Source organism: Paenibacillus wulumuqiensis (assembly GCF_000971965.1).
Taxonomy (GTDB): Bacteria; Bacillota; Bacilli; order Paenibacillales; family Paenibacillaceae; genus Saccharibacillus; species Saccharibacillus wulumuqiensis.
The window spans coordinates 152,578-165,866 of the sequence record NZ_LAQP01000004.1 but is presented as its reverse complement, the minus strand read 5'-3'; the positions used below and the strand labels follow the sequence as shown (position 1 = coordinate 165,866).

Genomic DNA, 13,289 nt, shown 5'->3' with positions numbered 1-13,289 from the left:
ACGGAGATATAACTACCTTAACACGCCCTAATTAAAAGGACCTCATGCTTCCCCTGCCCCGATTGTTTTTATGAACGGAGTGAGTACAAACATGAGGTATCTTTTCGTAATTATTGCGCTCTTAAAGACTAAGAATAAATTTGACCCCTAAAACGCCGCAAACCCTTGTGGCTCTAAGGCCGAAGCCACTTTTTCGATGTTCGCGTTTTTACCGATGTCCGGCCTTTTTTGTTCGCGTTTTTACCGATGTGAAATTGTTACGTAAGGAAAATATCTCTCGCAGCGTCGCATCTGGCCGCCCATTCTTCCGGTAAAACACGAACGGATTGATCTTATAATACCGGGACCGCCCGTACACCACTTCGGCAAATACGTACTGCTCTCCGAATCTAAGGCTGCGCAGCTTCGTATAAACGGACTTTTCGGTCACATTCGTAAGCCGGGCGATATCCTCTTTCGTAAGCGGGATCGTGTTCTCTACGTCCTTTTCGAAAGGATTGGCGCAGATCGTATTTGTTTCCAGGTGTATATGCGGCATTAGTTTGTATACGAAGCCGAGATCCTTCGCATTAACCTCCGTATACAGCTCTTTTATCCGGGCGACAAACGTTTTAACCACGGCCGAATTGCTCGTTTTACCCTGGAAGTGATAACGTGGATTAATTCGGTATTTGCCGCCATCCTCAATAACTACGCCCGCGGCCGTTGTTTCCCGTAGGAACTGCGTGAGTGTAGTCCGGCCTATTTTGAGCGTACGCATGATATCGCTGCGACTCATGGCCGTCTTATCCGGATTTTCGAGTATGGCGTCATAGTTGACGAAGCACTGCAGGTACAGCAAATAACCGCAATTCTTATCCGAAACGCGGTCAATTACCTCGTCAATATTCTCCATATTCGTTATTGTAAATTCGGCTGACCTGCCGCCCCGTCGCCGGTAGTTCGTTCTTTGGGCCGCGCTGGATACTCGGTCGCCGTCCGATAGAATGACCGCTCTCGGATGGACTTCGCCGGTAGCCGGATCAACGAGTTTCTTATACTCGGCCACTACGTAATCACCTCCTTTCCCACGTCCATATATTCGGATTACGTGCGATGATCATGCCGTCCTGCTCGATAAACTCCGGATATTTCAGCAGCCGGTCATATACTCGCGCTCGCCGCTCGTCCGTTCCCTGAATCGCCAATTCTTCGTTCTTATCCAGGTGCGTGATAAACCAGCGTACTTGCGCCGCTGCGGATCGTAGACATCGGATAGAACCCGAGCCGGTAATCTCTTTACTCTTAAACGTCCGCCGCCAGCTATTCGCCTTTCGGAAGTCGCCTACGTACAGGCTGACGTACCAACGATAGATTATTGGATGACCTGGCGTATGAACCCGCACACGGTAAAACTCTAACGTGTACTTATTGCCGTCTCGCAGATCCTTCCGGAAAATACAGCGATTTGGACGGCTGCTTATACGAAACAACTCGTCCTGGTCGTCGTAAATAATGCGTGTTTTCATAGACTACGCCTCCTCGGACGTTTTCAGCGCGTCATAGCGGTCTAATGCTCCGCGCAGTTCCTCCGTCTTCACGTACAGCCAAAATCGGCCGCCTGAACGCTCATTTACGCCGATACATACGTACCGGAAACGGCCCTGCTGCAGGAACTTAAACAAAGCCGTACTGTATACGTATAAGAAATCTACGCCATCTACCATCATCTTAAATCGCCCTCCAATGCGTAATGTCGTACGTAATCGTACGCTTCACCCATTAACGCGTGAGTAGGGGCGATAAGTAACGTCTATATAAGTCCTTGCTTAATATGTAAAATAGGCGTTGCAGAATAATAGTTATATTTCGTCACGCCCAACTTCAAAAAAAATTGTGGTGATGATGTATTGTGTAGCTTTCTGTACTTATAATGTCGTAAGTATTTACCGATCCGCAAACAATCTTCTTACCTCTTACTGGATGGCTTATTTTTCTATAATTTACCTGTATTTATTATATCCACTCAAATATATCCATTCATTTATAGCTTTATTGTTATACTAAAAACCCAGCGATTTAAATCGCCAGGCCTATCGTATACTATCTTATTAGAAGGACAATATCGTATATAAGGACATATCCTCACAACCGCAATCCGGCGCTTTCTCTACTTTTAATATAGGTTCTCCTTTCCATCTATAATTAGTTAAAGCACATAGGTACCTTTTAGCAGTTGTCTGACTAACACCTAGCGCTTTAGCAATCTGTTTTTGACTACATTGACTCTGCCCTTTCTCATTTGTAAACATAGCGATTACGGATAATGTAGCCCATAACTTAGTTCCCATATTTGCCACTAAACCGGATGCTACTGCTTTGTCAATGTGTAATCTTATGAACTCTTGTGGCTGCGCACCTTCTAACTTAGCTGTAAGATCCTTTTGAGACACGATACTAATTAAATCTTGATTCTTCATATTGCCACTCCTTTTGGTTTTTATTTTCCTTATAGAGTAGTATCCACAAGATAGACTACTCTGGTCACATATTTGCGTATATTAAGATTAATTAATCTCGAATTAAGCGGACAAGTAATCGCTCAAGGGACCGAATTTATTTTCGTCGTAACTACGCGCCGCATATTGCAGCGCTCTAGCTACCTTTTGCTTGTGTATTCCCATTGTTCGCGCCAGCTCTCCAACCGAATCAGCCTCACCGTTGAGGAAGCGGTCAGCAAGCTCATGAATAATCGGGTCTAACTTTTTCACGCTAGACAATAGTACATGAATAAGCTCACGCTGTTTTCGTATAGTTTCCGTTGCGATGCTGTCATTCTCGACATTTATATCGCTCGCATACTGCCGATAAGCAGTCGATTTCCCTTCTTTGTCGTTTGTAGCCCCATCGATACTTTCGTTATTTTTAGACTGGCGTTCATCGTAAAGAACACGTTTAGCGCGGTCTTTCAGACGCATATAAAGAAACGTTTTTAAACTCGCCTTTTCTCCGTCGAATTTCTGAACAGCGAGCCAAGCTTCGTAATTCAAGCGGCTTTCATATTCAGCGGTTGGAATGTGCGTCACTGCTCCGAAGTATTTAGCGACGCTGTGTACGATTGGTGCGATTTCAGTTGCATACATTTCATTGAATTGCTCGTTTGTAATTTTCATAAGAGTGGCCTCCTTTGATATTTGGTCTATTTAATTAAGTTTTCTAATTAAAATCATTATTTATTCACATCAAAATATATATATATATGATTTTAGCTTTATATAAAGAACATACGTTCCCTTTTCAGGTGTAAAAAATGGCCGGAAGATTAGTACTTACCGACCGTTTCGAAACGCTAATAAATAGTGAGAATTATATTAGTTATGTATCATACGAAAAATCCTCCTTGTTTAAGGTTGCTTGAACGTGCTATAATCACTTTGTCAACTAGTCAACTAACTGACATAATTACATAGTATATTCACTTTGTCACCTTGTCAACTAGTTGATAAATTTGTTTTTTTTGGAGGTTTATTATGATTCGTTTCTCACTAGATAAAATAATGAAAGAGCGGGGCTTGGAACCGAAGGATATTATAGAACTTACTGGGCTTAGTCGTAATACAGTTAAGGCACTGGCTTTAAATGCTAATACAAGAGTGGATTTTCCTACACTGGATACTTTATGTAACAAACTAAATGTATTACCTGGGGATTTGATAGAGTACATAAATGAGGAATGAAGGAAACATAAAATACGTATGTAAACGAATACAATAAATGCAAGCTTGTTAGTAATACGGAACTATTTACTACGACACTATTAAGATTAAACATATTAGAGGATGTACGGATCGAGGAAATCACGCCGAAATATGTTGGATTAAAAATGACGCTGAAAGCTGACGTTTTACCAACTTAGTGCCAGTATATTCCTAAATAAATAAGGAGCGATATTTTATTATGTTGAATACGTCCGATATTTTAAACATTAGTCGTCAAATAAAAGCTGGCGCACAGTACGAGAATCCTAGACGAGAGTTAAAACGAGAATTCTGGAAAGTTTTTACCAAGGAAAATAAAAGAGATGAGGAAGGACAATCAGAATTTGTAAAAGATCTTACTGCAATGGTTAACACTCCAGGCCCTGATGCTTATTTTATAATAGGTATCGATGGAGAAACCGGAGAAATTTACGACACACGATTACCTATCGACTCTGCTAAACTTACAGATATAATTTATAGAAAACTTCAAGACTCTTTCGATGTTAATTTTCATGAAATTAAAATAGATGATAAATACGTTGTAGTAGTTCATATTCCACAATCTTTTAATAAACCGCATGTAATACGAAGACATAAAAATATCGAATGCTATATCCCTGTGCGAAAAGGAACACGTACTAATCCTGCTACACGGTATGACCTTGACTTGATGTACAATGAGAAAGATAAGATTATTGTCCCTCCTTTTAAGCTAGAACTATTTCATAATAGCTCTTTTTACAATTTTACTTTAGATGAAAAAAAACGTTTGAATATCATAGCAAATATTATTAATGTAGGAACTCATATTAATCTTTTAGCACATGCTACGTTATTTATTATAAATGAGCAATTAGACGCGACTATTACTATAGGTCTAGGAGCTTTTTGGATACCAGGAAAAAATAGCAATTGGATTCCTTTTACTAGGGATAATTTTGCACATATTAATCCAAACGAAATTTTAAGAATCAATCTTAGTTTTGGTGCAATTTCACATATTATTGATAATATAATACATGAAATTACACAAGGTATTTCTTATAAAGCTTATCTATCTATTGAAGATATGAAAGGAAATTTATCGCAAACTGAAATTTTACCTTTTCTAATACGCTAACAAAAAAAAGCGCTGACACTCAAAAGATCAAGTCTTTTAGTAGAGTCTGCGCTTCTTTTATTCTTCTATTTGAATCGCTACAATCTTATCTTTTTCGCTAAGGCGTATATCTTCAGTTCGACTAGGCTGCGGAATCTTATCACCATCCGCCAACATTTCACTTAAAAATCCCGCTAAACATTCCTGCGCCATAAGCATCGCCTCTTCATCCGTTTTACCGCAGGTATATGCGCCAGGTAAATCCGGAAATTCTACGCTAATTCCCTCTTTTTCATATGTAAATATCGCTAAATATTCGTATTTCATGTATTCACTCCCCCGTCAAAATTAATTTTCCGTCTTTATACGTAGCGACTTCGTAATTACGTACTGTTATTGTAGCATTTACATTATTTCCCCACGGTAACGTATCGCTAAATACACCATAATACTTCTTTATTTCCGGTATAAAGGGCTCTAATTTAGCCCGAAACTCGCGATCCGATATAGCGAATTGTCCGGCGTCTTTATATAATAGTGCCATTTTCGATTGAGGGGTAAGATTTAAAGTTACGCCGATTAACTTCGTATTATCTTTATTTGTATAGAAATTTATTCTTTCTACTATAAAATCTTCTGTTGTATATGCACCCTCAACTGTATGGGCTAAACGCTGAAATGCCTCATTAGCTTTAAGTATTTTTACATCTTCGAAGAGTACATTAGCTTTATCTAACTGTTTAGATAGATTGCCAATTTCCTTCGCTTGTTGGCGATTGAGTACATATATGTAAGCAGAGACTACTAAAATCAAAATATTAATTATTATAAGAGCTCTGACCGCTTTATTCATAATACTTGTTCTCCTCTTTTCTGATGCTTCCAACATATCTAATAAAATGCTTAGTTGTCAATAACTATTCAAATAGAATCTGATACTAAGAGAATAGCGCAACTGCAATTGACCAAAGCGAAACTAGAAACTCAAGAAGAAATATCTAAACAAACAGTGGCTTTAACACTTCTTTTAGGTCTTCTAACTCCATAAATTGCATATGTACTCTCACTAAAAACATTATGGGTTTCTATTTTTTTTCGTTTTTGTTTCCATTTTAATAATTGTTTGGTCAGTTTCTGGATGGATGGTTGATTTTAGAAAGTATGCCCAGCAGAGAAGAATTATAGTCGTAATACTAAAAGATTTAAAAAAATTAATTTAACGTAAGCTGTAGCAAATTTCAATCCGCTAGAGCTTACGTTTTTTAATAAGCCGCCGACTGTCAATCGTTAGTTAACGCTCGTATCCTCCGGCTTTTTAACCGGCGACATGACGATACCAACTACGGAAGCAACCGCAGCCACGCCGTTAGCGGTAGCGTCGATTGTAGCGTCCGGAATTTCGATACCGGAAGCTGCAAGGATCAGCTTGAGCGACCCCAGCAGCGCAATAATCAGCGGCACAATTTTAACGTTCTTCATATTAGCTCACCTCCTTCGTAGTATCCGTTTTAAATGCGCCCAAACGATCCAGCATCGTAACTACTCGGCAGATATCGTAAGACGACTCATTTGCGTTATTAACAACGCCCGCCGCCTTCGCATTTTCAAACGGTTTGATCGACCATTCCGGCAGTTTTGCCATTTTGTCACGGCCTTCCAGGTACGCGATACGTTCCGTCAACTTACCGATTAAAGCTGCCGATTCCGCCGTTGCTTTACCGGCTGCCTCCGCTTTCGCCTGCAGTTCCTCGAATGCTTTCTTTTCCGCTGCTGTCATACCGTCATCCTCCGTTTTGATCTCGGATTTCATTACCGAGTTAATTTTTGCTTCTGCGATCCGAAGCTGCGCAGGCATTGGGCGACGTCCTACACGGTAATCAGCCGTAGACAGTCCGAACGTCATTTCGAAATGAGGCATATCGACGAATGTTTTCCAATCGCCGCCCCACGACCAGCCGAGCTTTTTCGCCTCTTCGACGACTTCCATCCAATCGCGTACGCCGTCGTTATCCCAATCGCGCTTGGTATCCCAGGATACTTGCGTACCATCGGCGTTCAGTAGGGCGAAATCAATCGCGCAGCCAAAATTATGGTTCGAGTAGCCGCCGCGGGCATTCGTCACAATGTTCCGTTTATCCCCGTTCCGTCCTTGCACGTATAGGGCGTCCTGCTCTGCGTAGGTTCGAAGCGCCTGTACCAGAACGATATAGACGCCGCGATTATAGGCACGCTCGATAACCGCCTCTGCTGCGAGTCTCCATACGGAATTAAGCGTAGCCAACCGCGAGGCCGACTTACGCTTTACCTGTTCGAGTGTTAACGCCATTATTTGTCCTCCTCCGTCTTGTCCGTGATTTTTACGTTGATACCGTCAAGTCGCTCGATGATCAAATCGTATTTTTCCGAAAACTTATCGAGGAGACTCTGCAGGTACGCCTCTCGCTCCGCGTTCTGTTTCATGACGCGGAAAAGAAGCCAAACAAAAAGAGCCGCGAACGGCCCCTGCGTTAATACCGACTGCATGATTGCCGGGTCCATGACGTACACCTCCCTTCTGTTCGTTATGTCGGTTACATATAAATCGAGCCCAGCGACGTGAACCACCAGCTGCCGCCTCCAGACGTATATCCCGCGCTCTCATACCGGATGGTAATCGGTCCGTCGATATTGAAGTCATTCGGAAGCGTGAGGGAAATGTCTTCGGCGGGTAGTGTCGTCGGACTTAGCGTTGTCGATGGCTTGTTCACGTTCGCGATTACCTTACGAATCGTACGGTCAAAGGTGATTTTGTTTACATACGCGTTTCCGAAGTTTCCGCTACCCACCGTGCCTGTAGGCTGCCACTTAACCCACGGCATAATCTCAGCAGCTCTCCCGGCGCTGTCAAGTAACACTAGGTGTGCACCACATGCATTACTCAAGTCGAATCGTGTAGAATTTAAACATTCCGTAATCGGATTATTAAGTCTAATCTGCAGGTCTCCGTAATGAATGCGATAATCACTGTCCCATAAACGGCCGATATAGTTTCCCGTTTGGTACCAACCTCGATCAGCTACGCCAGGATATGCTTTAACGGAATCCACATACTTACGCCCGTAGGCTACCGTTCTTACTCGGTCCGTTAGCGTTTGGAATGTATCGCCGGTAGAGGACGCTATCCCATGGGCGTTAAGCGCGTCCGTTAAATCCTGCTTAACCTTAACGCCAGATTGCTTTACCGCGTCGATTTCATCGAGAATCACACGACCGTTATTGGACAGCTTCCCGTCATTAGACCGAAGGGCAACGTTCTTATCGAAATCCCAATCGGCTCCCTGCGCTGTCTTAGACGGAGAGATGTACAGCGTACCCTCGTTAAAATCAGCGATATGAAATGTCCACCGTTTGGAGGCCGCTGTTTCCGACGCAAGTACAGCGGACACTCCGCCGCGTAGTGTTGGCGTAGTAATAACTCCGTTGACAGTGAGGTCTCCGCTAGCCGTTAGTTTTCCGCCTACAGACATCGTTGAGCTGACCGTTACCGCTCCGGCTACATCAAGCCCACCACTGGCCGTTAATTTTCCGGACACACCGAGCGTACTACCTACGATCATCGCTCCGGTAATCGTTCCGCCTGCTGATGTGATCATACGTTCCCACGACCCGTGAGTTACCGTCGTTGTCCCGCCAGAGATACTAATCTTCGTGTTCCGGCGGAAGTAATATTGCGTAGTACCGTGAGTTACGTACAGCTCAATCACGCGTAGAAACGAAGGACCGGCGTAAGGAGGCGTAATATTGAACACGTTGAATAAAGCGTGTGTATTAAGCCAGTTTGCGCCAGCTACCGGATTGGCGGGGATATTAGACAACGATTCCATGTTCGGCGTGAAATAAATGCCAATGTCTACAAGCCCGTTTACGCTAGTAACTCCGGCCGGAATCGGTTTATACGTGACCGCCGTTTCAGACAGTTCGTCAATTTGGGACGGGATGTCTCCGATAGCGAGGTCGATCTTGTCCCAGTTATCGTTAAGCATCGTCTGAATATTGAACGTATCATTGCCGTCCGTGACAGGGTTCTTTTTGAGTAAGCCGAGATTGGGCGTATTGCTCGCCATTAGACCGCACCTCCTGCGAAATCTGATAATTTATGGGACTGGATTTGATCGAGTGTCATAACTTCGTGAACCTCTTTAATCAGCAGGTATCGGAAGTTGAATGCGATAGCTAAGTGCGCCGGAATAACACCGCGAATTACGCTCTTTAAGATGTCGAGCTGACCCGGAATACCAACGGCGCTTACAAACGTAATATTGACCGTGTACTTTGCGGCATCTATCGTAACGGATACCTGGCCGTTAGAGTACGATTCTGCTACGGACTTTACCAACGCAGCCGTAACGCTGCCACTACTCCGGAGCTTCGACCGCAAGATCTCTCGGCGCTGTTCGTACGTCTGGCCGGTCACCGCTTTAATTCCGAAGATGTGCTCCCAACGAGCGAGGCCCCAGGTCGCCGTACCGATGAACATCTGGTCTAGGACCTCGTAGGCTGTCATAATCCATTTATTAATCTCGGCCGCATCCCGATCCATGATGTTATTTACGATCACGGATTCGCGGTAATAGGTCGGCAAATAATCCTTCATTGCCTGCTTTTGTTCGCCCAAAGTCTTCATGTAACGATCACCGTCCCTAATACTGCCACCTCGCCGTCTTTGATTTGAATATTCCCCGTACTCCCATTAAGCGTTAAGTCCGTATAGTCGACGATGGGGCTGGAATCGAGTAACAGGGTTCCGATCTTATTGAAACGAACCAGGGCGTCAGAGAACGCTAGCTGTCCGAGATACTCATTTACGTCAGAGGTGAGCTGCGCTTTTACTTCGTCCAGAGAGGCGCCTGCTGCCAATTCCACCTTAACGGAGACGTTGATCTTAACTTCGACCGCAGCAGCTACCGTAGCAATGGCTCCGAGAGGCGCCTGTCCTTGGCCGGTACCGTCTTGCGTAGGGTCGATATACTTCTGCGTAGAGGCCACGACTGCAGCGTCAGGAGCCCGTTTATTGGAGCCGAGGATTACGACCTTAACCGTACCTCCGCCGTTCCATACCGGATATACTCGCGCATCAGACACGCCCGGTACCTCAAGCGCCCATTGTCGATAGTGAGCGGCGTTACCTGACGCTACAGACTGACGCGCCCGGTCGTAGCAGCGTACGCGAAGTTCGTCGTCGCTCTCTGCGTCCACGCCACCAGTAAAGGCCGCTGCATTCGTAACGGTCAGTACGCCCACGAGATCGCCTATAATCGCCGTGACTGCGTTTTTATCCGCGTTCCCGGCTGCTCCGGCCACTTCTGCAGTAACGGCCAATGTGACCGAATTTGGGCGAGCCGCTGACGTCGTACCGCCTACGTCTACGATGAAGTAGTTCGGCTGATCTCCGCCCGTAGATACGAGTGTACCGGCGGGAATAGTAGTCGGCGGCTGGCCGCTGTTAGCCCGGAATGTAACGAAGCCTTTCGCCTTAGCAGCCGCTTTTCTTGTCAATCCGTAGTCCGCGGCACGGCGCTCTAGGTAACCCTCCGTAGCAGTATCCGTGAAGGCTAATTCCAGGATAGCGTCCAACTCGGAATAACCCTGCGTCAGCTCTACCGCAGCCGGGGCGAGCATATCATGAGTAACGGAGCCTTGGCGTTTATCAATCGTATTTGGAGTGGCCGTAAGCATCCGGGAAAGGATCAGGGCCATAGTTTGCGATTCGTACATTACAGCACCACCTCGATAGGGATAGTTTCCTGGTTCGTGTCCACATAAAAAGAGACGTACACTTTATCGCCCGATTGCTCGGTTACGAAATCGTATACGTCGTCGATCCGGTCGTCATATATTAGTGCCTCGGTAATCACGCGCGGGATCTCATCCGTTAGAAGTTCGGCGGTTACATTGGACCCGATCAAGTCTTCCAGCTCGCAGCCATAATCCGTATCATATACGGTGTAGTGAAATCGCTCCGTCGCGATTGCTTTTAGAATAAACTGCTTGAGCGCAGCCGTGCCGTCGACCATCGGACCAATTGCGCCGGTATCCAGGTCGAGCGCGTAAGTCTTCGAGGGCAGTACGTCATCCTCCGTGACAAACGATGTATCTTCGAAATTATCACTCAACGGACTGAACGCCATCCGTGCCACCTCCTGCCGGTATTCTATCCAATACGAAATAGCGCTGACCTTCGCCCGCTGATACGATTACCAAGCGGTCGCCCGCTACGAGCTCGTTTTGGTGCTCGATCTCAAGCTCCGCAATTTCCAGCGTGCCGATAATTTGATCCGCGTACATACCCGCGTCCATAACCGAGCTAGACTGCGTTTTCTGCTGCTGCCGGGTATACTCCGAAAGCTTGATCGTAACCGATTGCGGTTTAATAGCGATCTTCTCTGTCCAGTTCGTCAGGTGCTGCGGCACTACAACGTCGTCGGCATCGAGCGTAAACTTAGCGTTATCCAACTGAATAGATAACGCCGGATAGCCGACCAGGACCGTTCCGAACTCTACGTCGGTATCCCGGTTATGGCCGACCTGTTTAATTAGGTCGCGGAACTGGCTGACGGGGCCCCCGTCTATTTTCTCAATTGCCATGTTAGCCCTCCTTTTTAAGCTGCTCGATTTGACGCTGCAGAGCGGCGACATCCTTATCGACGTCCTTAACCGTACGGCGTTTACCGTGATTATTCGTCTGACCGTTGGCTCTCTTCTTGTCCTTCTTGGCTTTCGTTTTCTTCTCTTTCGACTTCTCGTCGTCACCTTCGTATTCCATTTTCGGAAGCTCGTCCGTTTTGGAAATCCGAACATTCATCGTGTGTGTGCCGTTCTCGAACGTGTGAGTATCGGCGTTAACGTAAAATCCTCCGACAAGATCCGTAATAGATTCGAAGGCATAAATGGCCGAGCCCGCAATAACTTCGACATTGCCAAGCGCGTCGATATCCGCTTCATCTTTCGGCTTGGCGAGCTCCTTTAGCTTCTCTTTCGCCCGTGCCTGAATCTGCGAGCTGGTCGCGTCTGAATCGGCGCTTTCCATCTTCTGCATAAGTCCGTATTTCTTGATCAGGGCCGTGTCCTTTGCCGTGAAGGTGATCGGCTTTTCATCGTCGCCACCGGAAGCTTTAACGGCCGTTGCCATATCGTCAATGGAGACGGATCGGTTAGCGGTCAAAATGTTGATGCCATCTTCCAGAACCCAACGGACCGGCGATTCCTTTTTCTCCTTCATACATAGGCGCCCATTCTTCGTATAGACGATATATTTTCGATTCGTATGTTTCCGGGTCTCCGTCAATGCCGTAACGATCATATCCCACAACGTTTTACCACGCAGGATCATCTTCGGAATAACGTAGCCGGTCTCCGTAATATCGCCCGCGGGAATCTCGAACTGTTTGCAAAGCGACTTGACAATGGCGGTCGCCGTCATCCCGACAAACTTCTGGTCGTCTTCATTCTTCGTTAAGTAAATGTTCTCGTCGTAAGCAGTGACCGTTGCGTCACCGTTTGAATCCGTCGAATAGGAAAAAATAACACCCCGGAATAGGCCGACATTGTCGACGTAAAACCGGAGCTCTTTGCCAAGTTCGAAGTCAATACGCTCGTCCTTACCGTCCAGGGTATTCGAATAGGATACCGTAAGTGTTCGGTGAGGCTGCGCAACGTCTCCGGACCATTCCACGGACTTCGCCAGTTGCTCAATCCAGATCGCGTTATCATAAAGTAGCTTAATATTCACGGCCATTACGGTATCACCAACTTCTGCCCCGGCTTGAGCTTGTTCGGATTCGAGCCGATGACGGATTTATTTTTCGTGTATAGGTCGCGCCATTTATCGCCATCTCCGAGTACCTCGGCGCGCTGGGCGATCTTAAATAGAGAATCTCCGGCCTTAACCGTGTATGTCTTCGCCTTGACCGTAGAGTCTGGCCGTTTGGCTTTCGTAGTAGCTTTCGGAGCCGCAGCCTTTTTCGTAGGATCTTTCTTCTTCGGCGTCTCTACGAAAATATATTCCTTAAGTTCTATCGTGTACCATAGCGTGCCTGGATCGCCTCCGCGCTCCTCATACTCGAAGTTGCGGATAGTAACCGGTAGGTTGATTGCTGTTCCCGTTACGATAAATCGAATGGGCTTGCCGGATCGCATCCAGCGTTCAATCTGCGATGCAATTTCGGTAGGCTTGTCGAACCGATCATGCTCGCAATACGATCCGTCATAATATGAGGGGAAAAACGAAGAGAACGAATAGCTGCGAAGCCGATTCGTTCCCATTACCGTATATTCGCCCAGGTTCGATACCTCAACGTCCTGAAATCCGTGTGTGGTCGTTACCGAAATGGCTTCCGGATTTACCGGTAACCAAAGAACCTCTTTGCCGTTGTTGAATTTAAACCATAGCTGCTGCGAACTTGGCACGTTTT

Annotated in this window: 19 protein-coding genes; 2 read left to right on the top strand and 17 right to left on the bottom strand. The window is 45.8% G+C overall.

The annotated features are described in order from the left end of the window. Nucleotides 1-208: 208 nt before the first annotated feature. The 5 genes from WH45_RS12745 to WH45_RS12725 all read right to left on the bottom strand — a co-directional run bounded on the left by WH45_RS12745 (nt 209) and on the right by WH45_RS12725 (nt 3,152). Nucleotides 209-1,048: a hypothetical protein gene (locus WH45_RS12745; protein WP_046214802.1), complete on the bottom strand. Its 840-nt coding sequence runs from the start codon at nt 1,046-1,048 to the stop codon at nt 209-211. Between the two features lie 7 nt (nt 1,049-1,055). Next, entirely contained in the window at nt 1,056-1,508 is a 453-nt protein-coding gene (locus tag WH45_RS12740; protein ID WP_046214801.1) for a hypothetical protein, read from the bottom strand. 3 nt (nt 1,509-1,511) lie between these two features. Next, the gene (locus WH45_RS12735) at nt 1,512-1,709 is read right to left on the bottom strand and encodes a hypothetical protein (protein WP_052723764.1); all 198 of its coding nucleotides are present in this window, start codon (nt 1,707-1,709) and stop codon (nt 1,512-1,514) included. 381 nt (nt 1,710-2,090) lie between these two features. Continuing rightward, a complete protein-coding gene (locus WH45_RS12730) occupies nt 2,091-2,459 on the bottom strand; it encodes a hypothetical protein (RefSeq protein WP_046214800.1) in 369 nt (122 codons plus the stop codon). A 102-nt stretch (nt 2,460-2,561) separates the two neighbouring features. After that, nucleotides 2,562-3,152 carry a hypothetical protein gene (locus tag WH45_RS12725; RefSeq protein ID WP_046214799.1) on the bottom strand — a complete coding sequence of 197 codons (591 nt, stop codon included), beginning with the start codon at nt 3,150-3,152 and terminating at the stop codon, nt 2,562-2,564. A gap of 357 nt (nt 3,153-3,509) precedes the next feature. Between WH45_RS12725 and WH45_RS12720 the strand changes: the two genes are divergently transcribed. Together WH45_RS12720 and WH45_RS12715 are read left to right on the top strand one after the other, a co-directional pair. Next, nucleotides 3,510-3,716, top strand: coding sequence for a helix-turn-helix domain-containing protein (locus WH45_RS12720; RefSeq protein WP_046214798.1), 207 nt, complete (start codon nt 3,510-3,512; stop codon nt 3,714-3,716). A 220-nt stretch (nt 3,717-3,936) separates the two neighbouring features. Beyond that, nucleotides 3,937-4,860 carry an AlbA family DNA-binding domain-containing protein gene (locus WH45_RS12715; RefSeq protein ID WP_046214797.1) on the top strand — a complete coding sequence of 308 codons (924 nt, stop codon included), beginning with the start codon at nt 3,937-3,939 and terminating at the stop codon, nt 4,858-4,860. A 57-nt stretch (nt 4,861-4,917) separates the two neighbouring features. Here WH45_RS12715 and WH45_RS12710 read toward each other — a convergent pair whose 3' ends face one another. The 12 genes from WH45_RS12710 to WH45_RS12655 all read right to left on the bottom strand — a co-directional run bounded on the left by WH45_RS12710 (nt 4,918) and on the right by WH45_RS12655 (nt 13,284). Beyond that, on the bottom strand, nt 4,918-5,166 hold the full coding sequence (locus tag WH45_RS12710; protein ID WP_046214796.1) for a type II toxin-antitoxin system HicB family antitoxin: 249 nt from the start codon (nt 5,164-5,166) through the stop codon (nt 4,918-4,920). Nucleotides 5,167-5,170: 4 nt separating this feature from the next. After that, nucleotides 5,171-5,692, bottom strand: a complete 522-nt coding sequence (locus WH45_RS12705) for a hypothetical protein (RefSeq protein ID WP_046214795.1) — start codon at nt 5,690-5,692, stop codon at nt 5,171-5,173. A 434-nt stretch (nt 5,693-6,126) separates the two neighbouring features. Further along, nucleotides 6,127-6,318 carry a hypothetical protein gene (locus tag WH45_RS12700; RefSeq protein ID WP_046214794.1) on the bottom strand — a complete coding sequence of 64 codons (192 nt, stop codon included), beginning with the start codon at nt 6,316-6,318 and terminating at the stop codon, nt 6,127-6,129. 1 nt (nt 6,319) lies between these two features. Next, nucleotides 6,320-7,165, bottom strand: a complete 846-nt coding sequence (locus tag WH45_RS12695; protein WP_046214793.1) for a M15 family metallopeptidase — start codon at nt 7,163-7,165, stop codon at nt 6,320-6,322. Beyond that, nucleotides 7,165-7,377: a BhlA/UviB family holin-like peptide gene (locus tag WH45_RS12690; protein ID WP_046214792.1), complete on the bottom strand. Its 213-nt coding sequence runs from the start codon at nt 7,375-7,377 to the stop codon at nt 7,165-7,167. Before WH45_RS12690 ends, WH45_RS12695 begins: the two co-directional genes overlap by 1 nt. A gap of 32 nt (nt 7,378-7,409) precedes the next feature. Continuing rightward, nucleotides 7,410-8,942 (bottom strand): bactofilin family protein, encoded by a 1,533-nt coding sequence (locus tag WH45_RS12685; RefSeq protein WP_046214791.1) that lies wholly within the window; start codon nt 8,940-8,942, stop codon nt 7,410-7,412. Further along, on the bottom strand, nt 8,942-9,502 hold the full coding sequence (locus WH45_RS12680) for a putative phage tail protein (RefSeq protein ID WP_046214790.1): 561 nt from the start codon (nt 9,500-9,502) through the stop codon (nt 8,942-8,944). The genes WH45_RS12685 and WH45_RS12680 overlap by 1 nt, the downstream gene beginning before the upstream one ends. Then, nucleotides 9,499-10,593, bottom strand: coding sequence for a baseplate J/gp47 family protein (locus tag WH45_RS12675; protein ID WP_046214789.1), 1,095 nt, complete (start codon nt 10,591-10,593; stop codon nt 9,499-9,501). Before WH45_RS12675 ends, WH45_RS12680 begins: the two co-directional genes overlap by 4 nt. After that, on the bottom strand, nt 10,593-11,006 hold the full coding sequence (locus WH45_RS12670; protein WP_046214788.1) for a DUF2634 domain-containing protein: 414 nt from the start codon (nt 11,004-11,006) through the stop codon (nt 10,593-10,595). The genes WH45_RS12675 and WH45_RS12670 overlap by 1 nt, the downstream gene beginning before the upstream one ends. After that, nucleotides 10,984-11,463: a DUF2577 family protein gene (locus WH45_RS12665; RefSeq protein ID WP_046214787.1), complete on the bottom strand. Its 480-nt coding sequence runs from the start codon at nt 11,461-11,463 to the stop codon at nt 10,984-10,986. The genes WH45_RS12670 and WH45_RS12665 overlap by 23 nt, the downstream gene beginning before the upstream one ends. 1 nt (nt 11,464) lies before the next feature. After that, on the bottom strand, nt 11,465-12,613 hold the full coding sequence (locus tag WH45_RS12660) for an XkdQ/YqbQ family protein (RefSeq protein ID WP_200897693.1): 1,149 nt from the start codon (nt 12,611-12,613) through the stop codon (nt 11,465-11,467). Then, nucleotides 12,613-13,284 carry a LysM peptidoglycan-binding domain-containing protein gene (locus WH45_RS12655; protein ID WP_046214786.1) on the bottom strand — a complete coding sequence of 224 codons (672 nt, stop codon included), beginning with the start codon at nt 13,282-13,284 and terminating at the stop codon, nt 12,613-12,615. The genes WH45_RS12660 and WH45_RS12655 overlap by 1 nt, the downstream gene beginning before the upstream one ends. Nucleotides 13,285-13,289 lie beyond the last annotated feature (5 nt).